Raw genomic sequence first — 25,690 nt, 5'->3', positions numbered from 1 at the left:
TTTATTTCCTTTAATTAAATAGTCTCTCCAGAGGCAAAACCTGAGCAAAGCGGTCATGCCAAATCGTCTCATAGTAGTCAATCAAGATATTTGCTGGGATATCTGATGTCCCAAAGGTCGTCGTACCATGTTCCACCACAGCAACTTCATAACCCATCTCAAAAGCCACCTTGACCGTCGTATCGATGCAGTGATCAGTTGCCATCCCTACAATAATCAACCGCTCCACACCCTTGTTTGCTAAATAAGCCCGCAAGCCTGTCTCTTTAAAAGCCGAATTGTAGGCTTTATCAATAATCAACTCATTTGCTTGGGGTGCTACTGAATCAGATATCTTCCAATCACTGCTGCCCATTGGCAACTCATCATCATGATGGCAGACATAAATCACCTCAATTTGACGAGCACGCGCTTGTTTTATGGCTTGCCCTACAGTTTCCAAGAAAAGCGACACTTGATAAGGCTGCTCCTTAATTAATCCAGTCTGGACATCTACAACCAATAAAGCTGTCACTATCTAGGTCTCCTTCAAATAATTGACATAAGCATTGTAGGTTTCAATAGTTTGTGGATAGATGGGCATAGCTTGGTGGGCCAAATGCTCAATGGTATGGGCCGTTTCATAGGCGACAGCCTTATCCAAGGATACCTCAGCCAGTCGACGCGCTTCCTCAACACCTAGAAAATGACGATTGTCCTCGATATAATCAGCCACATAGACAATCTTATCTAAGACTGTCATAACCCTGCTTCCTGTCGTATGATCTGCAATGGCAGCTAGGATTTCAGAATCTGTTACTCCTAGATCTTCTTGGATCTTATAAATACCAACCTTGCCATGCCAAATATTATTGCCCCAGTTTTTCAAGTCTGGATCCAGACCATACTTGTCAATCAGATCCAGAAACTCCTCATCAGAGAGCTCCTTGGCATAGTCATGGAGTAGACCAGCGAGTCCAGCTTTTTCAGGCGAATAATGATTGAGCTCTGCCAAATGTCTGGCAGCTGCTTCGACCCCCAAACAGTGCTGAAACCGCTTATCACTCAGCGTCATTTTCATTTGCTCCAGCAGGCGGTCTCTGTCGTAACCATGTCTTAAAAATTCTTCATACATCAGCGATAGAGCCCCGCTTTCTTGATATAGGCTAAAACTGACTGAGGCACCATAAAATTGGGAGTATGGCCAGTCTTAATCAAATCGCGCACATCCGATGATGAAATATCCATTAGGGGCACATCAACCCAGATGACAGGATAGGACGTTCCAACTTTATACTTGGGACGTTGAACCCCAACAAACTGCACCAGCTCAACCAGCTCGTCAATGCGATGCCACTTGGGCAGGTATTCCACCATATCCGCCCCAATGATAAAGTAATAATCGGTATCAGGATTGTTTTCTGTCAGGTACTTCATCGTATCATAAGTGTAACTAATGCCTTGACGCTCCAGCTCAATCGTCTCAATATCCAAACCTTCGATACCATTGATAGCCAGCATAAGCATATTGAGACGGTGCTGCTCAGCAATGGTCTCCTTTTTATCAATGTGAGGAGGAATAAATTCCGGCATCAGAAAAACTTCATCCAAGCATAACTGCTGACGAACCTGATCAGCAACAAGCAGATGAGCATTATGAACAGGGTTAAAATTGCCGCCTAAAATCCCAACCTGCTTACGTCCAGTTTCCTCAACATTTGCCTCCAATTCTACCTTGGTAAATGGCGTTACTAAATCAAGTGCCATAGACTTCTCCTCATGCTTTACGTATCAACTCTTTTAGCTCCCATTATAGCATAAATAAGGCAAAAGAAAAAGCCGACAAAGCGGCTGGTAAAAAGCGACAAGAAGGCTTTTCAAGGGGATTAACAAGTGTCACATTTCCTACAACATTATAAGAAACTTAAGCTCAGAGCTCCTTTACCTTCTGTGATAATTTGCGGTTTTCCTTCTTAGCAGACTGCTTATAAAGGGTAAGAACACGACCCGTTTTAGCAACAGAATCCGCCCCAATTTCTTCTTCTAAAATTTCAGCAACCTCATGAATGGTCTCATCAGTGTTTTGCAATAGCTTTACCTTGATAAGCTCACGTGCATCTAGGGCATTGCGGACGCTGGTTTTAATCTGGTCATTAAGGCCGTTCTTGCCAATCTGCACAATGGGTTTCATAGCGTGTGCCTGAGCATTTAAAAAGGCACGTTGTTTTGATGTAAGCATATGTATTCCTTCTATTTCATTTTTTAAATTAGGGCCTTGCGGATAACCACACCGACCCCGTCCGGTGCCCAGGCAGCTACCTTAACAGGCTGACTACTGCTTGCCTTAACACGAATCCAGCCGAGACCTGAGTAGACGATATCGATCTTGTCCGTAATCGTGAACTCATGGCGGACAAGAGCAGGAAACTCAGCTAAGTCTTTAGCATGCGGTGGTACCAGAAGATCGCCTTGATGCTTATCATAAAAGTCATCTGCTCCAGCCAACTTAGTCCGATGCAAGTCAAGATTATTATCAAAATAAGCGGTAAAACCTTGTTTATCTCCCTTAATAAAATCAAAACGAGCCAAACCTCCTAAAAATAGGGTCTGTTCAGGATTAAGCTGGTAGGTTTTAGGTTTGATTTCTTTTTTAGGGCTGACATACTTGAGATCCTTGGCACTGAGATAGTGAGCCATTTGATGGCGGTGAATAATCCCCGGTGTGTCCAAGATATAGCTGCCATCATCCAGAGGAATCTCAATCTTATCCAGTGTTGTTCCAGGAAAGCGTGATGTCGTAATCACATTTTTATCCCCAGTAATCTCACTAATCACGGCATTGATTAAGGTGGATTTACCGACATTGGTCACACCGACAACATAGACATCACGGCCAGCACGAAGCTCCTCAATCCGCTCAATTAATTCCTTGATAGCATAATGATTCTGGGCACTGGTCAACAGGACATCAACTGGCCGCAGACCTTCTTCGTGAGCACGCTCGCGCAGCCACTGAGTAACCTTGCTATCTTTAACAGATTTAGGTAGAATATCTTTTTTGTTCCCCACTAAGAGGACATCGTTACCAGATACAAAGCGACTGAGACCCGGAATAACAGAGCCGTTAAAGTCAAAAATATCTACAACATTGACAACCAATGCCTGACTATCGCCAACTTCATGCAGTAAGGTCAGAAATTCATCATCACTAATATGGACATCGACGATATCATTGTAGTGGCGCAGGCGAAAACAGCGCTGACAATAAAGATCACTGTCGCTTTCTGTCGCCTTCTCAACACTGGAGCGGGGGGTATAGCCAGCAGCTTCCTTATTCTCGCTTTGAATCTTGGCTCCACAGCCAATACAGAGTAATTCTTCCATTAAATTTCCTTTTTATAAATAATATCACCGTATTTCTTAGCAATCTTTCGCATCACACGGCGCTCTCTGGCACGATTAAACTTGGTATTCCAAGCATCCGATCTTACCAATGGCTTCACTAAAATAGAGCGAATACCCGCTCGATGACAAGCCCTAATATCTGTCATTAGCTGATCACCAACCATGACAACCTCATCGCGATCAAAGCTATAGCGTTCAATCGCCTTGTCAATACCACGAGTAAAGGGCTTCATAGCACGGCTGACAAAATCCACATGGAAAGGTTCAACCGCACGCTGAACGCGTTCAAATTTATTATTGGAGACGACCACCACTGGTATTCCAGCCTCTGTCATATCATCCAACCACTCCCGCAGCTCCGGTGTCCCATCAGGATTATTCCAAGCAATCAAGGTATTATCCAAATCCACCAGTACCGCAGAAATTCCATGCTTACGCAGGCTTTCAGGTGTCAAATCATAAACAGCTTCCACCGCAAAGGTGGGTATATAATCTTCAATACTCACAGCTTTCTCCAAAATATGATAGTACATCTTATTATAGCATAATTTTTGATGCTTTAAATTTTAGGAAAAAATAAAAAAAGTAAGCTCAAGGCTCACTATATAATTAATCATCTACATTTAATATATTATCACTAGAAATGCTACTTTTATAACCACATTCTGTACATTTCCATAAATATTTGTGATCATCAAAACCAGCTTGGTCATTCAAATAAGCACCACACTCATCACAATACCAATTAACATCTGGAAATCGTTGTGTCATACCTTACCCTCATTTCTTTTTAATACCACTAATAAAACTTCTCGTTACTTTCTTAGTTAAACCCGTATTTTTCGGATGCGTTCGTAAATAAGAATGCACTTTTGTTCCCGTGTCTGAACGTGTATAACCATTCGTATTAACAATTTTATTTTCAAGAATTTTATTTACTATACCCATTTTGTTACCTCTAAAGACTGCGAATTTATAAATGTCTAAACATTTAATTACTTTCCTCTTACTAAGAACTAAGAAACACCATTTGCCATTTGGTCAGTATAAGACTTAAGTGTGTCACGATAATCTTTTAAAAATTGAACTAAGTCATCCTTACCAATAATTTTGGCATTCTTCATCGGACCATACTGCTTTTTCTGTTCTTCAACACTATTTTCAACTTCTTCCCGCATAGAAGCATAAGTTGGATTATCGCCTAGACCATATTGCTTCACAGCAGCTTCATAATTTGAGATATACTCGTTTACGATAAAACCATACATACTGAGATAATCTTCGTAAGTACTGATTGACTCAATGGTTTTATCCGAAGAGTCCTTGGGTTCGAACTTGCTTGTCGACTTACTTGCAGTTGATGAACCCGTAGAATTAGCAGACGAAGAACTCATAGAAATTTCAGAGCTTGACTTTTTCGCATCAGATCTTTGAACAACTGAACTCTTAGCAGCAGTGCTTGATTTCGTTTCTTTCTTGTCTGAATTTCTTCCACCAAAGTATCCTAGGACTACCAAGATAATGATAGTAATAAACCACCACTTTTTGTAAAAAGGTTTCTTTTGTACATAAACATTACCATTTGCATCAACAATTTTTTTAGACATAATTCTCTCCTTAATTTTTATCTATTCTAAAGTAAGAGTGACCTCATGATCATCCTTACTATAATTGACTTGCATTTCTGAAACTTTCAGGCTTAAATCCGAAGTAGGTTTATCTTCAAATAAACTACCCAACATACTTTTTTTAACATACTTTATTTTGGCATCTTTATCCACCTTCTTAATTTCTTGAGTCGCTTCCTCTCCAGTTTTACCAACAACGGAGAGAGTCTCAACTTTTAACTCTAGCTTTTCGAGTGGAGAAGTTGAATGCTGGGTTGACTCCGATGATGAGTCAGAGATTAAAAACATACTACAAGAAGAAAATATCAGCAATGACATCATAAATCCCAATATGATAAGAACTGTACGATTATTCTCCTTCTCCTTTAGATAATCAAACCGATACTTGCTGATTTCATCATCATTAACAAACTGTTGTTTTCGTTGTGATTTAGGTACACCACAGTAAGCACATCTAATCTCTGAATCAACGTCTTCCCACTGAGTACTACCACAATTAGAACAAACTTCTGACTTCGTCATAGTCCCATCACCTCTTTTTTCTTGGTATCAAATTCTTCTTGAGTTAAAATACCACTATCAAGTAAGTCCTTTAATTTTTTTAACATTTCAACTTGTTCATCAAAACTCACATGGGCATTTGGGATAGATTTTACAGGATTAAGTTCTGGAGCCATTTGCATTCCAACAATAGTTCCCAAACCGTCCCCAAAACCATTCTGTTTAATTCCCTCAGAAATTTTTTGTTGAGATGATATATTAGCAGAACGCTGAGAGACTGTTTTATAAGCGTCGACCTGCATTTTATTTGACGAAAAAATATTAACAAGTTCTTTAGAATTCTCTGAAAGTTGAATGTCTTCAATCCCAACACTAACAAGTTTAAAGCCGAAACGCTCTCCCCAGCCACCAACATTCCCTTGTCCAGAATATAGCGCTTCTGTTATTTCCTTCCCAGCTGATGGTAACTGCGAAATACGATAACGCTCAGATAAACTATTTAAAGCTTGAAGAAAAGACTGCATAAATTCCGAATGAATTTGCCCTTTCGCATTATCATCTGTAAAAGAATAGAAGCTCACATTTGCTGGTAAATAATTTTTCACAAAATTAACTGGATTAATAATTTGTATAGAGAACTCTCCGCTTGCACTAACCTCTAAGTCTGTATCATAAAAACTATCATGATAAATTAAAGGAGTCTTTGTAGAAAATTTTAAGCCTCTAATTTCTCGAAGATTAATAAACGAAACCCTCTTTTCTACTAAAGCCTGACCTCCAAAGCCCATCCTACCAATAGACTGTTTAATTAATGATTTATAAAAACCATTTTGATTAAAAAAACTCGCTTCACCATTTTGATAAATATACTCACCTGGATTAACTAGAACTTGTTCAATTCCTGATTGGCTAAAAATAAACGCTGCTGTACTTTCTGGAATCCTAATAATTGAACCGTTACTAATCACACCGACAGAAGCTTTCGTATTAGCCCCTCTGTTATTGTTAGTTGATTGAACCAATCCTGGAGCAACCGCTAATTGTTCATGAAAATGCCCCGCAGTGATTATATCCTTCCACTGATCTGCGAAATTGCTACCAAAGGCATCGTTGATACCTTTAATAATCCCCATTTAGCTCACTCCCATTTTTTAATTTTACAAAACTATTATATATATATATAATATGTCAATAATGTTACAGAAAGTCTTACAGAAAAACTCGGCAGAGATTTCAGCAAACAAAAAAGCCAGCTTACTGACTATTTTCTCTTATACTCTCGCTTAAATGACTTTTTGCGCAGCTTAATAAGGCGGGCTAAAGATTGACCATCCTTGGCAAATCCCCCTTGTCTATTATAAAAACTGCGCTCAAAGTCCGCTACCTTGCGCTCTTTCCAAAAACGAGCTAGGCGGATTTTTCCAGCTTGATTGGGCGATTTAAAAGGTTTCACTATCGCTTTTCTAAAAATAGGATCGTGCGCTCTTATTGGTTCAACATCCAAACGAACATGACTCCACGGAGTATTGCCATAGTTGAAGCTAGCACCGTTAACAATTCCATTAATATTAACTTTATCCGCATCTAGTTCGTTAAGAAAATACCCCTGACTATCTAGGATAAACTCCGTGCGAAGCTGAAGTAAAATCTTTATATTATAGGATTCCCGATGATCAGGAAAAGCAAATGCCTCCTGCTTAGACTGACGCTTATTGTGTAGGCGGGCATTGTCAAAAATATTGGGGCGCAGGCGATTAACTTTTAGGTAGGTTATCAAAGCCGCTTGATCGGTCATTCCAGATTGACGATAGTACCGGCGAACATACTGAGCCTGCTGAGATGAAATGACATAGCGCAGCTGATGCAAGCGGCGATTAAAACTCGTTTTTTCCGTAAATAAACGTTCCTTCATCGCCCGACGAACCAAACGTGCTAAATCTTTCCAAAAATTATCATGTGGCGCTAAGTCATCAGCAAACCGAGAGACCAAACGACGATTCTCCTCTAAATCCCCCGACAGCTCCTCAGGCATGCCTGCGCTGTCCAAGAGATAGTGCAAGGCTTCATGCGCCATCTTTTCTGTTTTTATCTGCTCCCAGTACTGGTAAAAGACTGGCGACCCAATTTTATCCATATTACTCTCCTTTATATGATTATTACTAAGAGGCTTATCAATCTGCCTCTTCTTTTCGATGGTGCTTTCGCTTTTCTAGCCGCCAACCAAGGATCCAGGCCAAAACAAGCAGATAGTTCTCAACGGCTCCAATAAGGTTAATGTACTGGGACGGTTCCTGAATAAAGCCCACTAAGTGATTGCTTCCAATGCCAAGACCACCAATAATGAGTCCCAATAAAACAGCCCTCAGGTAAAACCAATCATATTTCATCAGCACAGCCATTAATATAATAACAACTGCTATATCCCAAAATGCTATTTCTCTCTGCCAACCACGAGAAATACCGTAAGCGGACTGGCTGCCCATGAAATTCGGAGCCAAAAGCTGCAATAGACTAGCACAGGACATAGCAGCAATAACGACAACAAATACAACCTTCAGAAACTTATTCATCTGATTTCCCCTTCTTTTCATAGATATCAGCCATCCTCTTTTTAATCTGCTGGCGGTTTTTGGCAGATAATATAGGAACACCGCTTAGTTCTAACCAATGAAACAGGTAGTCAATTTTGGAAGAAAAGGAATAGTCCACCCCCGTAAGAACTGGATCAAACCAAATATCAGCTAAGATAAGAAAAACGCTGGCAGTTTCATCGGGATAGGAGCAATCAAACTCTCCCTGCTGGTTGCCCTGCTGAATCATATCACTTACGTAAGGTACCAACACTTGAATTGTATTTCTGAGCGTAAATAACAAGCCAAAGGGAACTTTTTCAGCCCAGTTAATATGAGACATATCCTGCAAGGAATCCTTTTGAAGTAAAAAATCCACTAAATGGCTAAAACGCTGACTGGCCGAAATATCCTTATCAGCGCATAGCTTAGATAAATACTGAGTCACTTCAGCAACTTCAGCTTTCATAATTTCTTGTAAAATAGCCTCTTTACCGGCAAAGTGATGGTAGACAGCCCCTTTTGATAAATCTGCACTTTTAATAATGTCAGCCATGGTCGTTGTCTGGTAACCCTGCTTGGCAAATAGAGGGAGGGCCGTTTTTAGGATCAATTCTTTTGTTCGCAGGGATTTTTCTTCTTGTTTCAATAGACTCTATCCTCTCTATCAAAAAACAGACCAACAGTCTGTTTTTGATTATAAGGATAAGAGCTCTGTTTGTCAAGAAAATGAGAAAGAAATAGATTTTTATCACAAATCGTTTTCCGCTCTTTGCTCTTTAGTTTTAAGAAAAATATCCACTAAAGCATCCTTCACGGATCTAAAATAGCTTTTTTATCTACCTGTAATTAACATATGATAAAGGCATGGCCACCAAATAGAGCTATCCCCAAACCTCATCAATAATCTCTTTAACAAGAGCCAGCTTGTTCCACTGATCTTCTTCTGTGATGAGATTGCCTTCTTGGGTTGAGGCGAAGCCACACTGGGTTGCCAGCCAGAGTTGTTCCAACGGCAGAATCTCCTGAGCTTGACGAATGCGCTTGATAACAGCCTCTTTATCCTCTAGTTTTCCTTCTTTTGTGGTAATCAAGCCAAGGACAGCAACCTTGTTAGGGTCCTTAAATGCCGCCAAAGGTTCAAATCCACCAGACCGCTCATTATCGTATTCAAGGAAGTAAGCTGTCGCCCGTTCGCGACCAAAGAGTGTCTCAGCCACTGCTGTGTAAGGTCCTGTTGTCGCATAGGTTGACTGGTAATTTCCACGGCAGACATGGGTATTAATTTGGAGGTCTTCTGGAAGATTTTCCAAGGCCTTATTATTGATATAAAGCAAACCTTCACGAATAGTATCCTTATCAATCTTACCATCCGTTACGGTCTTATAAAACTCATCATCCATGATAATCCCCCAGGTACAATCATCCAGCTGAACCGTGCGTGCACCTTCTTCGTAAAAAGCAAGGATAGCATCGTGATAGGCTGCAGCCAAATCGTCAATCAAGTCTTGCTGATTAGGATAGACAGCTAAGGCCTTTTGGATATTAGTGCCGCGTTGCAGCTCAACCAAGCACTGGGATGGTGCGGGAATGCTGATTTTAGCCTCTACGCCGTGCTCATCAGCCAGTTTTTTCAAAAACTGATAGTGCTTGATGAAGGGATGGTGTTCCTTGGTAAAACCAATTTTACCAGTAACGATAGCCGAATCATCGTTAGTTTCTACCTCTTGGAAGGCCAACCCTTCTCCATACTGGTAGCGCTCAATACCATCAAAGCCCCAGAAAAAATCCACATGCCAGTTGGCACGACGAAATTCCCCATCGGTTACTTTTTCAAGACCGGCAGCGACCTGTTTATCGACCAAGTCCATAATCAGCCGGTCTTCAACTGCGGTCAAGTCTGCTTCCGAAATCTTACCAGCTTCAAAAGCTCCACGTGCTTCCTTCAATTCAGTTGGCCTTAGGAAAGACCCCACATGTTCAAAATATTTTTTAGTCATTACTCTTACCCCTTTATTGAATATGCTTCTATTGTATCAGAGAGCGATATAACTGTAAAATATATATTTTATATATTATTAAATAGCTTAAAACTATACCTCCGTCCGAATAGCTTCCCTAGAATCGCTCTAGTAATGCTCAATCCGGTTCTAAAACAAGCAGATAGGTTTTCCCCTTTCTCTGAAGATAGCGGACGCGATAACGACCAGAAAGGTACTGTAAGCGCCCTAGATAGGTAATTCTACTTCGATTCAAGGCTCTAACAACACCGTAGGGATTGCGGTCTGTTACAAAACGGTAATCCATAAAGCTTAAGAAATGACGATAGACAATAATGCCTCTTATACCTCGACTCATTTCAGCTACTTCCTTTCCCTGTAGGATTAGTTCTTGTCCCTCCCGTCTCACTCGTCAACTCCAATACCAACGATGAAGATTTATGGGAAGTAAGCATAACCAAATTAGATTATAAAAACATAGAAAAAAGAATAAGGTAACAAAAATAGACGACACATTTTTCTCCTTTAGCAAAATAAAAATGAACTACCAGCCTGTGAGGCTAGTAGTCCCGATTTGTTACTCCTCTTTCAGTTTTTGTAACTCTTGAGCCAAGAGCTTGAGAGCCACCTGTGGATTGGCCTGACCTTTAGTAGCTTTCATAAGGAAGCCTGTAAAAGCTTTATCAGCATTGCGTTTACCGGATTTGAAATCAGCAACGGCTGCTTCATTATCGGCAAAGACTTGGTGGATAATCGGAATCAAGACGTCTGGATTAGAGATTTGCACCAGTCCGGCTTTTTCCACATAATCACGCGCACCACCGCCATTTTTCGCCAAATGAACAAAGACCTTTTTGGCAATTTTCGATGAAATGGTACTATCTTCGATCAAGCCCAGCATTTCCACCAGATTTTCTGGTGTCAGATTAATGTGCTCGATGGTTTTAGCTTCGCTATTGAGGAATTGGGCTACTTCACCTTGGAGCCAATTGGAAACCTGCTTGGCGTCGCCGCCTAGACCAACAGCTTTTTCAAAGAAGTCTGATGTCGCCTTAGTCGCTGTCAATTGACTAGCATCATAATCCGTCAGACCCAATTCATTCACATAGCGGGCTCGGCGGTCTTTGGCAAATTCAGGCAGGCTGCCTCGCATGTCCTCAATCCAATCATCAGAAATCTCAAAGATTGGCAGATCAGGCTCTGGGAAATAACGGTAATCGGCCGAACCCTCTTTAACCCGCATAAGAATCGTTTGTTTCCCTGCTTCATCATAACGACGCGTTTCTTGTTGAATCACACCACCGGAACGCAGGATTTTCGCTTGACGCTCAACCTCATATTCCAAGCCCTTGCGGACATTGCTGAAGGAGTTGAGATTTTTTAGCTCTGTCTTGGTACCAAATTCTTCTTGACCGTAAGGACGCAGGGAAATATTGGCATCAACCCGCATGGAGCCTTCTTCCATCTTGACATCAGAAATACCGGTATACTGGATAATTTCCTTTAAAGCTGTCAAATAAGCATAAGCCTCTTCAGGAGAGCGCATATCAGCCTCAGAAACAATCTCAATCAAAGGGACACCCTGACGGTTGAGGTCAACGTAGGAATAACCATCATCAGCGTGAGTATTCTTACCAGCATCTTCTTCCAAGTGCGCCCGTTCAATACGAATTTTCTTTGTCGAACCATCATCCAGCTGCGCTTCCAGCCAGCCATTATAGCCGATTGGTTCATCAAATTGCGAAATTTGATAGGCTTTTGGATTATCTGGATAGAAATAATTCTTGCGGTCAAAGTGCATGGTCTGATGAATATCCATATTGAGCGCCAAAGCAGCTTTTATTCCCGCATCAATAACACCCTTATTCATAACCGGCAAAACACCGGGGAAGGACCAATCGATGATATTAGTATTGGCATTGGGATTCTCACCAAAATGAGCCGATGATGGTGAGAAAATTTTTGAATTGGTATTTAATTCCACATGGACTTCCAGCCCAATAATGGTTTCAAAGTTCATTAGTTCTCACCTCCAAAAATTGCTGGCTGCTGCTTATGGTAGTCAGTCACTGCTTCAAAAGCAGAGGCTGCTTGATAGATAGTTTCCTCACCATATTTAGGACCAATTAATTGCAATCCAACTGGCAAACCTTCCACAAAGCCTGACGGAATCGAAATTCCTGGCAGCCCAGCTAGATTGACTGGAATGGTCAAAAGGTCAGCCAGATACATGGCAACAGGGTCGTGATTGAGCGTATCCAAACCGAAAGCTACCTGCGGTGCTGTAGGGCCAAGGATAAGGTCATAATTGGCAAAGACCTTCTCAAAATCTTGGATAATCAGACTGCGTACCTGACCTGCCTTTTTAAAGTAGGCATCATAATAACCAGACGACAGACTGAAGGTCCCCAGCATGATACGGCGTTTAACTTCATCACCAAAGCCTTGGCTGCGAGTCTTGACATAGATATCCTCTAGAGATTCGGCACCTTCTGCTCGGAAGCCGTAGCGAATCCCATCGAAGCGTTGCAGATTGGAGGAAGCTTCTGAAGAAGCAATGATGTAATAAACCGCCACACCATACTTGGAATGGGGCAGACTAACTTCTTCAACAATGGCTCCCAGTTTTTCAAACTGCTTAGCCGCTGCTAGAATATTTTCTTTAATTTGTGGATCAATGCCTTCGCCCAAGTATTCCTTAGGCAGGGCAATTTTCATCCCCTTGATATCTTGCCCAATCTTACTGGTATAATCAGCAATCCGAACAGGAGCAGAGGTGGAATCCTTCTTGTCCTCGCTGGCAATAGCATTTAACAGTTGGGCATTTTCCTTGACTGTTGGCGCAAAGGGACCAATCTGATCCAGCGAGCTGCCAAAGGCAATCAGGCCAAAACGGGACACCGTACCGTAAGTTGGCTTAAGACCGACAACACCATTGAAGGCTGCTGGTTGACGGATGGAACCACCCGTATCAGATCCCAGTGACAGACGAACCTGACCAGAAGCTACTGCTGTCGCTGAACCACCAGATGAACCACCAGGGACCTTGCTTTGATCCCAAGCATTTTTAGTTTTCTTGAAGTAGGAAGTTTCGGTTGAGCCACCCATAGCAAACTCGTCCATATTGGTCTTACCAACAATGATCATACCTTTTCCATAGGCATTTTGAACAGCTGTCGCATCAAAGATGGGTTCATAATTGTAGAGCATTTTCGATGCAGCAGTTGTTAAAATACCCTTAGTCGAGATATTATCCTTAACCGCTAAAGGAATTCCTGACAGGACATTATCCGCATCAATTCCTTCTTCATCTATAGTCTGAGCTTGCTCTAGAGCTGCCTCTTCTGCTACCGTGATAAAAGAGCCAACAGCCGCCTCACGCGCCTTGATATCCTCGAGTGTCGCCTCAGTCAGTTCAGTCGCAGAAATTTCTTTTTTGACCAGAAGGTCGTGTAATTCTTCAATTGTTTTATGATTAAAAGACATCAGGCATCTCCTCCGTCATCTAAGATCGCCGGTACCTTGATATAGTAATCTTTCGACTCCGGTACATTTTTAAAGAGCTGATCGCGATCAGTTCCTTCTTCAGCCACATCAGGGCGAATAACTGTCTTGCGGTCAGCCATGGTTGTTGTAATAGGCACACCAGTCGTATCAACTTCATTCAACAGCTCAACCATGTCGACAATTTTGGTCAAGGTAGTCGCAAATTCAGCCGTTTCTTCATCTGAGAAGGACAACTTTGACAAGGCCGCTACATGGCGAACTTCTTCTTCAGAAATTTTCATCCATTTTTCTCCTATAAGCATTACATAGTCTTCAAAATTATATCACACTTTTAAAGATAAAAACATTCTTTCAAAATTGTAAGGGCAGGGCTTCATTATTTTGGTACACTGATATTAAGGAGGAAGATGCCATGAAAACACTAAAAGGATGGAATACTAATCAGCTTAAATACATCGCCCTGACTTTTATGGTAATGGATTCTGCATTTTTTGCCTTCCCTGGCTTGCCAAGCTGGCTGCATCTCATGACACGATTTGTTGCTCCTGTCTTTGCTTATTTAACACTGGAAGGTTTCTTTCATACCAGAAATCGGCAAAAACATTTGCTTCGATTGTGGGTGGCTGCCATTCTCATGCAGCTGGGTGACTTCCTATCTTTGCTGCTCCTAGGATCTAAGCACCAGATCGTAGATAATATTTTTTTAACCCTCGCTTTAGGTTACAGCATGATCTATTTTTGGCAAAAAGCTAAAGACTCCACCAATCAGCGCATCCTTAATTTTATCTTGGGAACAGTGATTTTCATCATGGGACTTTTCCTATCGCTTATTGGTCTGCCTCTTGGCCAGCACCTCAGCCTGACACTGGAAGGCGGTGTCCCAATTCTCTTTCTTATGCTGATTTTTTGGGGATTCTACGGCAGTCCTAAAAGGCAGCTGCTCGTCTTTGGATTATGGAGCGTCTTGCTCTTTATCATAATGGGACCAGACCTTAATATCAGTCATTACCCAAGTCTGGGCGTCTGGTTTGAGATGTTTTGTTACAACAGCGATGCTATGAGCTTCCTCTTCCTTCCCTTCCTATTTTTCTATAACGGGCAAAAAGGCAGCACTAAGCCTATCCACAGATGGTTTTTCTACATCTTTTACCCTGCCCATCTCTGGGTCTTGCATATACTAGCTTTCTTCTTGTAAATGAATCTTGCACATCATAAAGAGGTTGGGAACGTTCCCAACCTCTTTTAACCTGCAGAGAGGATGATATCACCAACACTTCTGCTGGCCTATCACTCTGCTGCCTGTAAAGCTTCCAGCATATCAAGATATTTGAGCCGATAGTGAACAAATACCCCTAATCCCACAAGAATAAAACAGATAAAAACGATTGGGATCACATAGACCTGAATACCAACGTTTGTCCCAAATAATACATTGTCAGAACCAATCATCTCCATGATAACTTGATGCAAATAATGACCTGCTAAGAATCCTAAAGCAATTCCTACCATGGAAAGCACCATCGTTTCGCGATAAATATACAAGGTAACCTCACTATTGTAAAAACCAAGAACCTTTACCGTGGATAATTCTCTAATACGTTCAACAATATTGACATTAGTCAAGTTATAAAGAATAACAAGGGCCAAAAGAACTGTATTAACAACGAGAACAAGCATGGCTGCATTCAAAGAGGTAACAATTGTTTTAATCATCTTCATTCGAGATGTATTTTGAGTCACCGATGCAACCTCATTCATAGCCAGTAATTTCGTTGATATATTCTTAATATGGGAAGAGGAATCATCTTTTAAATTGATAAAATAAGCGTTATCATCGGGATGTTGATCAAAAATATCTCGATAAGTTGACCGAGTCATAAACAAATAATGACCGACATTCATCTTGGCAATAGCAGCAACCTTAATACGGCGCTTCTTACCATCACTATCCTTAAGATAAAAGCTTTTACCCTCATCGACCTTATAAAAGCGGGCTAATTTTTCAGAGATAACGACACCGTGCTTAGGCAGTTTTAAGTCCTGATTAGTACGGGCATCCTTTAAGCGAACAAAGTCGTCAAAGTTGTCGCCATCCGTTGCCATAACAGCAATACTCTGCCTGTCTTTTAACTGAGGCACCTCTTCAGTCAAGTTAGTGTAATAAATACTCTGATAACGCGCAACGTCCTTTGACCTTAAAAAGTCCGTTAAGCTATCATTATCTTTGACACCTTCCTTTTTCATAGCTACCAGATGATAAGGGGTCAACTGCGTAAACTGTTCCCTAATCACCTTTCCCAAAGAGGATTGGATTCCTAATCCTGCAAAAAGAAGTGCAACTGAACCAGCCACCCCCAAAATCGTCATCAGCATCCGCTGCTTATAGCGAAAAATATTACGGACGGTCACTTTATGAGTAAAACTCAAACGCCGCCACATAAACCCTATCCGCTCTAAAAAGATCTTCGACCCTCTCACAGGCGGCTTAGGCAGCAGCAACTGAGCCGGTTTTTCACCCAGCTCCTTACTGGCAATAAGATAAGCCGGTAAAACAGCACTCGCCAATCCTAACAAAACAGCGATTAAGGTATAAGACCAGTAAAAGGATAAGTGGGGAGCGCCCAAGACCATATTCCCTGAAAAAATCTGTAGCACAATTCTTGAAAGTAAATAATGGCCTCCGATAATGCCTAAGAGGCTGCCCAGCATGCTAGCTACAAAACCATAAATAAGAAATATCTGGATAACATCTTGTTTCGTATAACCCAGAGCTATCAGTAGACCCGATTTGTTTCTTTCCTCATCAACAAATCGAGTCATCGTCGTAAAGGTAACCAAGGCAGCAACACCATAGAGCACAATGGGAAAAATATTGCCGAGATTGCCCATACTGTCTGCATTGGCAGAATAGACCGTATAACCTTCTCCGCCCAGCATGGTCGAACGTGTATAAGTATTATAGATTGGTTTTGGCATGGCATCAATTTGAGCCTGAGCTTTTTGAATCTGCTGCTCCTTTTGAGCGATTGATTGGCGCGCTTGACTAATAGACTGCTGAGCCAACTCTTGCTGATAAGGAGGTGCTGATGCTAGAGCAGCTGTACTTTCTTGCAGCTTCTTTTTTGCGTCAGCCAAGGCTATTTTACTTTGGTCAACTTTTTTCTGCGGTGCCTTTTTCAAGTCTGCCAGACGCTTTTGGCCATTATCCTCTAACACTGTATCTAACGCGTCTTGATAACTATTCACTTTTTTAGTGTAACCATCGGAAAAAGGATTAAGCTTTTTCAGTCGGTCATAGCGAATTCTAGCCAAAGTATTGGTGCTATTCGCAAAGGCTGAGGAATTCACAACACCATAACTTGTCAGATTACCATCTCCTGCTGTCGATGATCCTAAATTTAAGTTAGACCAAATTTCAGATGACTTGATGAAACCGACTATTTTGAAATCTTTTTCTACCAAATTAGACTTCTCAGAAAGCTGAAAGGATAATTTATCCCCCAGTTTATATTTCTTTTTCAAAGGAGCAGCCAGAGCAATCTCATTCTGTTTCTTGGGTAAATTGCCTGATTCTAACTGGTAGGTCGAGATAGTCTGACTATTGGAAAACACCCTCACAGCATTGTCGGTATCCTCAATCGTCACATCTGTTACTTTCCCAAACTCTACCTTAGCACCATCAACATGCTCTAACTCTTCCTGATCAGCCTGACTAAAACCATGGCTGGCTGTTACAAATAAATCTGCTGTTTGATGGACCTGCAGATACGCATCAGCTCGCCCGTGCATATTGGGTCTTGTTGCCTTTAAACCAATAAAGGTAAACGATCCCAAAAACATCAAAAACATAATGGAAAGAAAACGGCCTTTTGACCCTAACAAGGCTTTCCAGATCGTTTCCCAGTAAATCTTTTTTCTCATAAAATCACCCCTTTAATACTCAAGACTATCAATATCTAAAGGCTGATCATTGCAGATAACTTTACTAACCTTAGCATCATGCAGATAGATCACCCTGTCGGCAATCGGAGCCAAGGACGAGTTATGCGTTACGATAATAACAGTAGCTCCTCTTTGACGAGACATATTCTGCAAGAGTTTTAAAATCTGCTTACCTGTTTGATAGTCTAGAGCTCCTGTAGGTTCGTCACATAGAAGTAACTTAGGATTTTTAGCCAAGGCACGGGCAATAGATACCCGCTGTTGCTCGCCACCAGACAGCTGGGCAGGAAAATGATCTAATCGACTTCCAAGTCCAACTCCCTCTAGGGTTGCGGCAGCATCTTTGGCATCAGATACTATCTCTGAAGCCAGTTCTACATTTTCTTTAGCTGTCAAGTTGGGAACCAAGTTATAAAATTGAAAGATAAAACCAACATCATTGCGGCGATAAGTCGTTAACTCTTTTGGACTGTAAGTTGCGATATTGTTACCATCAATCCAAACTTCTCCTCCATCATTCGTATCCATGCCGCCAAGAATATTAAGAATCGTTGATTTACCAGCGCCAGAAGCTCCCAAGACAATAACCAACTCTCCTTTATTAATCTCAAAACTGATATCGTTATTGGCGACGACTTCTCTTTCTCCCATCTGATAACGCTTATAAGAATGTTTCATTTCAACATAACTCATCTAACCACCTCCTTATTTAGACAGTTGTTGCTTTAATCTTTCCTTTAGTATATAATAGACTAAAGTGAAAAACAAGCAGCATTATATAGACCTTTGTCTATTTAAAGAGAGGATATCCTATGACTCAAAAACGTCACACACAAAGTAAGGCCAAAATAAAAGCAGCTATTACCGAGCTGCTGCTAGAAAAGAAAGCATTTGGAGATATTACTATCCGTCAAATCACTGAGAAAGCCCACATCAACCGCAGCACTTTTTACCTTCATTATCAAGATAAATATGACTTGATTGAAAAGCTTATGCATGAGATAACTGACCACCTCCGAAAAGAATTGCATGATGATCCTGCCAATATAGAAGAAAAACTCATTCACAGCCTCAATTACCTGCAAAGCCAGCAAGAATTTATTAAACTCATCATTGACATAGCACCGGTAAATTTTTCTCAGAAAACACGCCAGTTTATCACTGAGCTGGTTGAAAGCGACTCCTCCCTCTTTTATGATGTGGTCAACCCAGATCTACCCCTGCCCAAAGATTATAGGCTGACAACTTATGTTGCCAGCATTGAGAGTATTTATGCCCATTGGATGCTAACAGGTGCTCAAGAAGCCCCCCAAGACATTGCAGATATGATTCTAGTTGTCCGAGGATTTTATCAAAAATAATAGGTAACATTATGGCAAGGCTATCTATCCATCGAAATATCAGTCTTTTCAACGACCGAAAGCCCACTCTTTCTCATACTTGACAACAAAAATCTTGGCCGGCTGACAGTCATTAAGCCAAGGGAATGCTCTGTATCGGCTGGCGAACACACTGTCTATGTCAAAGATGTCTTAGGATTTACCAGTCCTGTACTGACTATAAATGTGCGGGAAGATAGAGAATCTGTGATAAGGGTAAGCAACAAACTTTCCTTACTACTCCTATTGCTCTTTCTCATAGTATTCACTATTCTGCTCAAAAATCCCCTAGCCCCATTTCCTGCCTCAGCGATTAACCCTATTCTAATCCCTTGCAGCCAATGTCATTAAGTTAAGTCAGACACATACTCAAACGACCAACTAGACATCAGGAATTTTTCCGGCTGAAATCCAGTTGGTTATTTTTGTGTTTACTAAAGAAGGGAAGTATTGCCCAAAGTCTAAAATTATAGCACTCAGTAGGGTAAAGCTTACTGAAAATTGCGCCCCTAGTCATCGCTTAAATAGCGATTCGATTTTCATTCTGTAACAGTCGCCCCTAAGACATTCTTGAAATGATCAAGGGCAAATTGATGATTTTCTTGAGTCAGGCTTGCCACGCAGGAAGCAGGAATCTCAATATCATAACCCAGATTATAAGCATCAATAGCTGTATGAAGGACGCAGATATCGGTGAGAACACCAGTTAAGACTAAAGTTGTCACCCGCCTTTCCCGCAGCCGAATATCCAAATCCGTTCCCGCAAAGGCTGAATAGTGGCGCTTATCCAGCCAGAAAACCCGACTGTCATCCTTGATAGCTTCATAAACATCAGCCAGCTGACCATAGAGGTTGCGTCCGCTAGTCCCCTTGATATTGTGGGGTGGAAAGAGTTTGGTTTCGGGATGAAAAGTATCTCCTTCATCATGGCCATCAATGGCAAAGAAAATATAATCACCAGCTTCATAGGCTGTCTGGGTTTTAGCAGCAATGGCTGTTTCAATGGCCTGAGCAGGCTGACCTGCTGTCAGTTTGCCATCATCCGCCACAAAATCATAGGTATAATCAATCGAAATCAGCGCTTTAGTCATTTTCACTCCTACTTTCTAAATCCCAGTTTAGCTATCTCGTTATATAAAAAGGGAGCGGGACACCTTTGCCCCAGCCCCTTTAGCTTATTCAAATTCTTTAATTTTGTCAAAGATACCTTCGTTGATAACTTTAAGATATGTTCCCTTCATCCCCAAGGAACGGCTTTCAATAATTCCAGCACTTTCCAATTTCCGTAAAGCATTGACAATAACCGAACGAGTAATCCCGATACGATCGGCAATAACCGAAGCAGTCAAGCGGCCCTCAACACCACCTAGTTCATTGAGAATAGCCGCGACAGCCTTCATCTCCGAATAAGATAGCGTATTAATCGCCATATTCACCGCTGTCTGCTTACGAATGGTTTCCTCTAGATTCTCTGTTTGCAGATTGAGCAATTGAATCCCAACAACGGTTGCCGCGATTTCAACTAGGACCAAATCATCCTCAGTAAACTCATTGTCATTCCGCCAGATAATCAAAGAACCTAGACGCATGCCTCCACCGTAAATCGGCGCTAGCGTTGTCAGTCCATTAGGATAAATATCCCTTGATTCAACTGGAAAGATTGTTAACTCACTGCTAACTGGAATATTAGCTTCCGTGTCATAAACTCGACTAATCCCACGCAGGTAATCATCTGGAAACTGTTTAGCATCAAAGATTTCTTCAACACGGTCTGTATTAGTCTTATACTTAATGGCGTACCCTAAAAGGGTTCCGCCACCATCAACAATACAGGCGTTACAGTCAATAATATCTGCTAACTGCATGGCCATAATATTGTAAGGCAGATCCTCCTGCAAACTATCAACTGAGCGTTGCAAAATGGAAGTGATTTTCCTAGTTTTTTCTAATAAGCTCATAGCATCATTTTTCCTTCTTTTATTCGTTCATTTCCCCCATTATATCAGAGGCCCTAGTAAATTGCAAACAATTATCAGAATATTGCTTATTATTCCAAAATTATAAGCAATTTCAATCTGCTTCTCCTATAATGTTCGGATTCTATCTATAAAATCCCTCATTGATGCTAAAAATCTCCCTTCTAATACCTAAAAAATAGAGCCAGATCTTGGATCCAACTCCACTTTTCAAAGTCACTAACGTTTGTACTGCGCTAAAACACGGGTAATTTTTTCTTGTACCTCTGACAATTCTTCAACTCTTGGTAAATAGACAATTCGGAAATGATCGGGTTTATTCCAGTTAAAGCCTTTACCAGGAACCAGCATAACCTTCTCTTGTTTCAACAATTGCAGAACAAATTCTTCATCATCATCAATCCGGTACATACTTTGGTCAATTTTAGGAAAAATATAGAGACCTGCTTGGGGTTTGACCGCTGACAGCCCAGGAATATCGTTAATAGCTTTAGTAATAAACTCTCGCTGCTCGTAAATACGACCACCTGGTATCAGCAGTTCATCACCTGATTGGTAACCTCCCAAAGAGGTCTGAACGACATGCTGAGCCAAGACATTAGAGCAAAGTCTCATATTAGCCAGCATATTGAGGCCTTCAATATACCCCTTAACAGGCTCCTTGGGGCCTGACAGCACCATCCAACCAACACGAAAACCACAGATACGGTGGGATTTGGAAAGGCCATTCATGGACACACAGAACACATCCGGCGCCAGACTGGCGATGGCCGTGTGCCGAGCCCCATCCATAACTAAACGGTCGTATATTTCATCCGCAAAAATGATCAAATCGTTTTGCCGCGCAATATCAACAAGTTCTTCTAAGATATCCTTGGGATAGAGAGCTCCCGTCGGATTATTTGGATTGATAACGACGATGGCCTTTGTGTTAGAGCTAATTTTTGATTTGATGTCATTAATATCAGGATACCAGCTAGCCTGCTCATCACATATATAATGGACGGCTTTCCCACCTGCCAAACTGACACAAGCAGTCCACAGAGGGTAATCAGGCATAGGTACTAGCACCTCATCTCCTTCATCAAGAAGCGCTTGTAGAGACATAGAGATAAGTTCCGACACCCCATTGCCGATGTAAATATCATCAATGGTAACTGATGGGAATCCCTTAGTCTGGCAGTACTGCATGATAGCCTTACGAGCTGAAAAAATCCCCTTGGAATCAGAATAACCCTCACTGTTACGAACATTGGCAATCAGATCCTGAATGACTTCGTCAGGAGCAGTAAAACCAAAAGCTGCTGGATTTCCTGTATTGAGCCTAAGAATTTTTTCGCCATTGGCTATCATGCGATTAGCCTCATCTAAGACGGGTCCACGAATATCGTAGGCCACATGTTCTAACTTGACCGACTTATCATACTGTTTCATACTTGTAACCTCTGTTGCTCTATTATAGCTTAAATTGTCAAAAAATTGAAATAAATACGGTAAAAACCTTAACTCCTACCAGAACAAAAAGGCCAATGCTGTCTACCCCCTACTTCTCTTAGCTTCCACATCTAGGTTTTTATACTGATTGTAATACCTTAATCTTTTTAGCTTCGGGAGAAGATTAGGTAAGGTATATAAAAAATTTCGGAAAATTCCAGTAATCGCTTTCATAAAGTATGAAAAAAGAGTATAATAAGGGCGCAGAAGTAAGAACACTGGAGGTCAAACTTATGATTCAAGCATATAAACATATCCTCGTTGCCGTTGATGGTTCTAAGCAGGCTGAATTAGCCTTCAAAAAAGGTATAGCTGTTGCCAAACGAAACGGAGCTGAATTAATTCTAGCACACGTTATTGACACACGCGCCATTCAAAATGTCGCAGCCGTTGATACCTTCACTTATGAAAACCTTGAAAAAGAGGCGGATACATTGCTAGATAGCTACACCCAAACTGCCAAAGAAGCTGGAGTAAAAGATGTTCGCAAGGTCGTCGAATTCGGGAATCCTAAACGCCTGTTAGCCGTTGATATCCCTGAACAAGAAAAAGCGGACTTGATTCTTCTGGGAGCAACAGGACTAAATAGCTTTGAACGCTTACTGATCGGTTCGTCTTCAGAGTATATCATGCGCCATGCTAAGGTTGATATCCTAGTTGTCCGTGATGAACAAAAAACACTTTAGTCCATTACTCAAAAAGCAAATAACACTCCTTAGGTTTGATAAGCTATCTTACTTAGGAGTGTTTTTGAATGCCGAATTTTTGCATGGATACTGAGTTGAATTTTGGTTCACAGTTTGACCAGAATTAAAATAAAAATGGGGAAAGCTTTTCTAACTCCTTAATAATGGAAATCTCAGTCTCCCCTAGATTCACGGTTGTTCTGGCGATTGAGAGCTTTTTGCAGTTGCCGATCAATTTCTTGTTTAATAGCAGGTTCAGGTGCAAAGCGTTCTTCCCAATCAGAGGGCTTCAAGACCTTGTGCGTCACAGGATCAAAATGTGCTTTACCATCTGGAAAAGTCTTTCCCATATTAGCACCGTGGACAATATCAAAAATAGCATTCGGATCCACTCCCATAAGGACGAAAGAACCATAAGTCAGATACAGCAGATCTACTAAAGCATCAACTTGCCCAATCAGAGGGCTTTCAGGATGATCCTTAGCTTGCACCTTGTTTGCCGCTTTATCAATCGCTTGATGAAGTTTAGAAATTGCCTGTTCAAATTCCTCCTGATTATGACTGGCAGCATAGACAAATTCGACAATTTCTTCTAGTTTAAAATCAGCGCGGTGACCTGCTTCAGTCAGCTCATAAACACGGGGAGTATTGTTGACTTCTCCATCCATAAGCCGATGAAAATCACGTACCTTATTGAAATTCTCATCAGAAGACAGAAAGTCATTTTCACTATCTAAATGAATAAGACCATAGTGGGATAAGGCCTTGGCAATACCATCTTGATTATTAGAATCCGTGATATAATAAGCGACCTGCTTCACAGCCTCCGTCGCATTTCCCATAGCAATACCGATACCAGAGCCCACTAGCATCTCAATATCATTCTCCGAATCACCAAAGGTCATAACCTCTGATAAATCAAAACCCAGCTGCAGCCCTAAACGTTTAATCCCCTCGATCTTAGACTGTCCTTGAGAAATTAAATCGGCTGAATAAGGACTGGAGCGGGTAATTTTAATATGGGGAAATCGCTCTTGGATTTTTGTCGTTTCCCCTTCTGTTGCAACCATAACAACCTGATAAACAGGTTCCCTCATAATCGTTTTGAGGGCCTCCAAATTCTGCGGTTTGATTCGACGAATAATATTCTTGAAGCTGCGCTCAACTAGCTTAGTCAGCTTCTTAGGAACTAGACGACTAACAACCTGACCGAAACGGCTGGTTCCCATATTGATAATATTGGAGCCCAAAAGTCCCAGAGAGGTCCCCAAAGAAACCTCCCGACGGCGTTCTTGAGCATATTTGATCAGGCGGTAGACGGTAGATTTAGGCAGTTGATTTTGGTAGATAATCTTATCACGAGTGAAAATGTATTGACCATTGTAGGTAACCGCAAAATCCAGACCAAGATTCTCCATAAAAGGACCGACAAAAGCAGGTCCTCGACCCGTAGCCACACCGACTAAAATCCCTTGATTTTTAAGCTCTGAAATTGCCTTTTGTGTCGAACGTGACACATTTTTACGATCGTTCAAGAGTGTACCGTCTATGTCGAAAAAAACCGCCCGAATCGCCAAACCACAGGCTCCTTTCATATGATTTATGTTAGAATAAATTATAACACAATTTTGGAAAGAAAATTCAGACAGATGAAAAAAATCCTTGTTATCCATACAGGCGGTACCATTTCCATGCAGGCTGATGACACTGGCCAAATCAATCCCAGTGACGATAATCCCATGAACCATGTTGGTCTTGATTTAGCTAATCTGGATCTAACCATTATCGATTTTTTAAATATCCCCAGTCCTCACATGACTCCTTACCACATGTTGGCTATCTATCACAAAGTCAGAGAATGCGCTAACCAGTTTGATGGTGTCGTGATTACACACGGAACAGATACTTTAGAAGAAACAGCTTATTTCTTGGATACCATGGCTCTTCCTGCCCTTCCTGTCGTTTTGACTGGAGCTATGCGCTCATCCAACGAATTAGGAAGCGATGGTATTTATAACTACCTATCCGCTATTCGTGTAGCCAGTCATGACAAAGCAGCGGATAAAGGCGTACTGGTTGTCATGAATGATGAGATTCACGCTGCTAAATATGTAACCAAAACGCACACAACCAACCTTGCCACATTTAATACACCTACCCACGGACCGCTTGGTATTATCATGAAGCACGATATTCTCTTTTTCAAAACAGCTGGACCACGTGTACGTTTTGACTTAGACAGTATTACAGGTACCGTTCCTATTATCAAGGCCTATGCCGGTATGGGAGTGGGCGACGGTATTATCAGCTTGCTAGATCCTCAAAAAATTAACGGGGTAGTTATCGAAGCACTGGGGGCAGGCAATCTGCCCCCAGAAGCCGCCCATGAGCTAGAAAGCTTAATGGCCAACGGCATTCCGGTTGTCCTTGTTTCCCGCTGTTTCAACGGAATTGCTGAACCCGTTTACGCTTATGAAGGTGGTGGAGTCAAGCTGGCTGAGTCTGGCGTTATGTTTGTTAAAGAACTCAACGCTCCTAAAGCTCGGCTCAAATTGCTCATCGCCCTCAACGTCGGTCTGTCTGGGCAAGCTTTAAAAGATTATATTGAAGGATAGGAGGAAAT

Annotated in this window: 28 protein-coding genes; 4 read left to right on the top strand and 24 right to left on the bottom strand. The window is 41.5% G+C overall.

All coding sequences use genetic code 11. The annotated features are described in order from the left end of the window. Positions 1-10: 10 nt before the first annotated feature. The 18 genes from AC4HAO_RS00460 to gatC all read right to left on the bottom strand — a co-directional run bounded on the left by AC4HAO_RS00460 (position 11) and on the right by gatC (position 13,871). The gene (locus AC4HAO_RS00460; protein WP_491093807.1) at positions 11-517 is read right to left on the bottom strand and encodes a cysteine hydrolase family protein; all 507 of its coding nucleotides are present in this window, start codon (positions 515-517) and stop codon (positions 11-13) included. Further along, the gene (gene yqeK, locus AC4HAO_RS00455) at positions 518-1,114 is read right to left on the bottom strand and encodes a bis(5'-nucleosyl)-tetraphosphatase (symmetrical) YqeK (RefSeq protein ID WP_491093792.1); all 597 of its coding nucleotides are present in this window, start codon (positions 1,112-1,114) and stop codon (positions 518-520) included. Beyond that, positions 1,114-1,746: a nicotinate-nucleotide adenylyltransferase gene (locus tag AC4HAO_RS00450; protein ID WP_491093793.1), complete on the bottom strand. Its 633-nt coding sequence runs from the start codon at positions 1,744-1,746 to the stop codon at positions 1,114-1,116. Before AC4HAO_RS00450 ends, yqeK begins: the two co-directional genes overlap by 1 nt. Positions 1,747-1,909: 163 nt before the next feature. After that, entirely contained in the window at positions 1,910-2,218 is a 309-nt protein-coding gene (gene yhbY, locus AC4HAO_RS00445; RefSeq protein ID WP_491134232.1) for a ribosome assembly RNA-binding protein YhbY, read from the bottom strand. 23 nt (positions 2,219-2,241) lie between these two features. Further along, positions 2,242-3,363 (bottom strand): ribosome biogenesis GTPase YqeH, encoded by a 1,122-nt coding sequence (gene yqeH / locus AC4HAO_RS00440; protein WP_491134231.1) that lies wholly within the window; start codon positions 3,361-3,363, stop codon positions 2,242-2,244. Then, positions 3,363-3,890, bottom strand: coding sequence for a YqeG family HAD IIIA-type phosphatase (locus AC4HAO_RS00435; protein ID WP_491093796.1), 528 nt, complete (start codon positions 3,888-3,890; stop codon positions 3,363-3,365). Before AC4HAO_RS00435 ends, yqeH begins: the two co-directional genes overlap by 1 nt. A gap of 103 nt (positions 3,891-3,993) precedes the next feature. Further along, on the bottom strand, positions 3,994-4,155 hold the full coding sequence (locus tag AC4HAO_RS00430) for a Sec23/Sec24 zinc finger-containing protein (RefSeq protein ID WP_491134230.1): 162 nt from the start codon (positions 4,153-4,155) through the stop codon (positions 3,994-3,996). 245 nt (positions 4,156-4,400) lie between these two features. Then, positions 4,401-4,991, bottom strand: coding sequence for a hypothetical protein (locus AC4HAO_RS00425; protein ID WP_491134229.1), 591 nt, complete (start codon positions 4,989-4,991; stop codon positions 4,401-4,403). Positions 4,992-5,012: 21 nt separating this feature from the next. Then, positions 5,013-5,534: a hypothetical protein gene (locus tag AC4HAO_RS00420; RefSeq protein ID WP_491134228.1), complete on the bottom strand. Its 522-nt coding sequence runs from the start codon at positions 5,532-5,534 to the stop codon at positions 5,013-5,015. Next, positions 5,531-6,646, bottom strand: coding sequence for an SPFH domain-containing protein (locus tag AC4HAO_RS00415; protein ID WP_491134227.1), 1,116 nt, complete (start codon positions 6,644-6,646; stop codon positions 5,531-5,533). The genes AC4HAO_RS00420 and AC4HAO_RS00415 overlap by 4 nt, the downstream gene beginning before the upstream one ends. A gap of 128 nt (positions 6,647-6,774) precedes the next feature. Next, positions 6,775-7,647, bottom strand: a complete 873-nt coding sequence (locus AC4HAO_RS00410; protein ID WP_491093799.1) for a DUF3114 domain-containing protein — start codon at positions 7,645-7,647, stop codon at positions 6,775-6,777. Between the two features lie 37 nt (positions 7,648-7,684). Next, positions 7,685-8,083, bottom strand: coding sequence for a hypothetical protein (locus AC4HAO_RS00405; protein WP_491134225.1), 399 nt, complete (start codon positions 8,081-8,083; stop codon positions 7,685-7,687). After that, entirely contained in the window at positions 8,076-8,732 is a 657-nt protein-coding gene (locus AC4HAO_RS00400) for a TetR/AcrR family transcriptional regulator (protein ID WP_491134224.1), read from the bottom strand. The genes AC4HAO_RS00405 and AC4HAO_RS00400 overlap by 8 nt, the downstream gene beginning before the upstream one ends. A 235-nt stretch (positions 8,733-8,967) precedes the next feature. Next, entirely contained in the window at positions 8,968-10,083 is a 1,116-nt protein-coding gene (locus AC4HAO_RS00395; RefSeq protein WP_491134223.1) for a 5-methyltetrahydropteroyltriglutamate--homocysteine S-methyltransferase, read from the bottom strand. 139 nt (positions 10,084-10,222) lie between these two features. Further along, positions 10,223-10,441, bottom strand: a complete 219-nt coding sequence (locus tag AC4HAO_RS00390) for a hypothetical protein (RefSeq protein ID WP_491093803.1) — start codon at positions 10,439-10,441, stop codon at positions 10,223-10,225. A 219-nt stretch (positions 10,442-10,660) separates the two neighbouring features. Beyond that, positions 10,661-12,103 (bottom strand): Asp-tRNA(Asn)/Glu-tRNA(Gln) amidotransferase subunit GatB, encoded by a 1,443-nt coding sequence (gene gatB / locus AC4HAO_RS00385; protein ID WP_491134221.1) that lies wholly within the window; start codon positions 12,101-12,103, stop codon positions 10,661-10,663. Next, positions 12,103-13,569, bottom strand: a complete 1,467-nt coding sequence (gatA, locus tag AC4HAO_RS00380; protein WP_491134220.1) for an Asp-tRNA(Asn)/Glu-tRNA(Gln) amidotransferase subunit GatA — start codon at positions 13,567-13,569, stop codon at positions 12,103-12,105. Before gatA ends, gatB begins: the two co-directional genes overlap by 1 nt. Next, positions 13,569-13,871 (bottom strand): Asp-tRNA(Asn)/Glu-tRNA(Gln) amidotransferase subunit GatC, encoded by a 303-nt coding sequence (gene gatC / locus AC4HAO_RS00375; protein ID WP_165208940.1) that lies wholly within the window; start codon positions 13,869-13,871, stop codon positions 13,569-13,571. The genes gatA and gatC overlap by 1 nt, the downstream gene beginning before the upstream one ends. Before the next feature lie 131 nt (positions 13,872-14,002). Between gatC and AC4HAO_RS00370 the strand changes: the two genes are divergently transcribed. Then, on the top strand, positions 14,003-14,785 hold the full coding sequence (locus AC4HAO_RS00370; protein ID WP_491134219.1) for a TraX family protein: 783 nt from the start codon (positions 14,003-14,005) through the stop codon (positions 14,783-14,785). Between the two features lie 92 nt (positions 14,786-14,877). Here AC4HAO_RS00370 and AC4HAO_RS00365 read toward each other — a convergent pair whose 3' ends face one another. Together AC4HAO_RS00365 and AC4HAO_RS00360 are read right to left on the bottom strand one after the other, a co-directional pair. Further along, the gene (locus AC4HAO_RS00365; protein WP_491134218.1) at positions 14,878-17,511 is read right to left on the bottom strand and encodes an ABC transporter permease; all 2,634 of its coding nucleotides are present in this window, start codon (positions 17,509-17,511) and stop codon (positions 14,878-14,880) included. 12 nt (positions 17,512-17,523) lie between these two features. Further along, positions 17,524-18,225, bottom strand: a complete 702-nt coding sequence (locus AC4HAO_RS00360; protein ID WP_491134217.1) for an ABC transporter ATP-binding protein — start codon at positions 18,223-18,225, stop codon at positions 17,524-17,526. Positions 18,226-18,344: 119 nt separating this feature from the next. On the opposite strand from AC4HAO_RS00360, the gene AC4HAO_RS00355 reads away from it, so the two are divergent. Next, a complete protein-coding gene (locus AC4HAO_RS00355; RefSeq protein WP_491134216.1) occupies positions 18,345-18,893 on the top strand; it encodes a TetR/AcrR family transcriptional regulator in 549 nt (182 codons plus the stop codon). 557 nt (positions 18,894-19,450) lie between these two features. On the opposite strand, the gene AC4HAO_RS00350 is transcribed toward AC4HAO_RS00355, so the two are convergent. The 3 genes from AC4HAO_RS00350 to AC4HAO_RS00340 all read right to left on the bottom strand — a co-directional run bounded on the left by AC4HAO_RS00350 (position 19,451) and on the right by AC4HAO_RS00340 (position 22,321). Further along, positions 19,451-20,002 carry a cysteine hydrolase family protein gene (locus tag AC4HAO_RS00350; RefSeq protein WP_004225258.1) on the bottom strand — a complete coding sequence of 184 codons (552 nt, stop codon included), beginning with the start codon at positions 20,000-20,002 and terminating at the stop codon, positions 19,451-19,453. Between the two features lie 84 nt (positions 20,003-20,086). Continuing rightward, positions 20,087-20,869 carry a GTP-sensing pleiotropic transcriptional regulator CodY gene (gene codY / locus AC4HAO_RS00345; protein WP_447451919.1) on the bottom strand — a complete coding sequence of 261 codons (783 nt, stop codon included), beginning with the start codon at positions 20,867-20,869 and terminating at the stop codon, positions 20,087-20,089. A gap of 237 nt (positions 20,870-21,106) precedes the next feature. After that, positions 21,107-22,321, bottom strand: a complete 1,215-nt coding sequence (locus tag AC4HAO_RS00340) for a pyridoxal phosphate-dependent aminotransferase (protein WP_491134215.1) — start codon at positions 22,319-22,321, stop codon at positions 21,107-21,109. Positions 22,322-22,617: 296 nt separating this feature from the next. On the opposite strand from AC4HAO_RS00340, the gene AC4HAO_RS00335 reads away from it, so the two are divergent. Continuing rightward, positions 22,618-23,067: a universal stress protein gene (locus AC4HAO_RS00335; protein WP_447451975.1), complete on the top strand. Its 450-nt coding sequence runs from the start codon at positions 22,618-22,620 to the stop codon at positions 23,065-23,067. Between the two features lie 173 nt (positions 23,068-23,240). On the opposite strand, the gene AC4HAO_RS00330 is transcribed toward AC4HAO_RS00335, so the two are convergent. Beyond that, complete coding sequence (locus AC4HAO_RS00330; RefSeq protein ID WP_491134214.1) at positions 23,241-24,644, bottom strand: Cof-type HAD-IIB family hydrolase; 1,404 nt, start codon at positions 24,642-24,644, stop codon at positions 23,241-23,243. A gap of 72 nt (positions 24,645-24,716) precedes the next feature. Here AC4HAO_RS00330 and AC4HAO_RS00325 point away from each other — a divergent pair, with 72 nt between their 5' ends. Then, positions 24,717-25,682, top strand: a complete 966-nt coding sequence (locus AC4HAO_RS00325; RefSeq protein ID WP_491134213.1) for an asparaginase — start codon at positions 24,717-24,719, stop codon at positions 25,680-25,682. The last annotated feature ends 8 nt before the right edge of the window (positions 25,683-25,690 follow it).

Source organism: Streptococcus sp. ELY_137 (genome assembly GCF_058314515.1).
The sequence above is the reverse complement of the archived record's forward strand: the minus strand, read 5'-3'. Positions and strand labels throughout refer to the sequence as shown.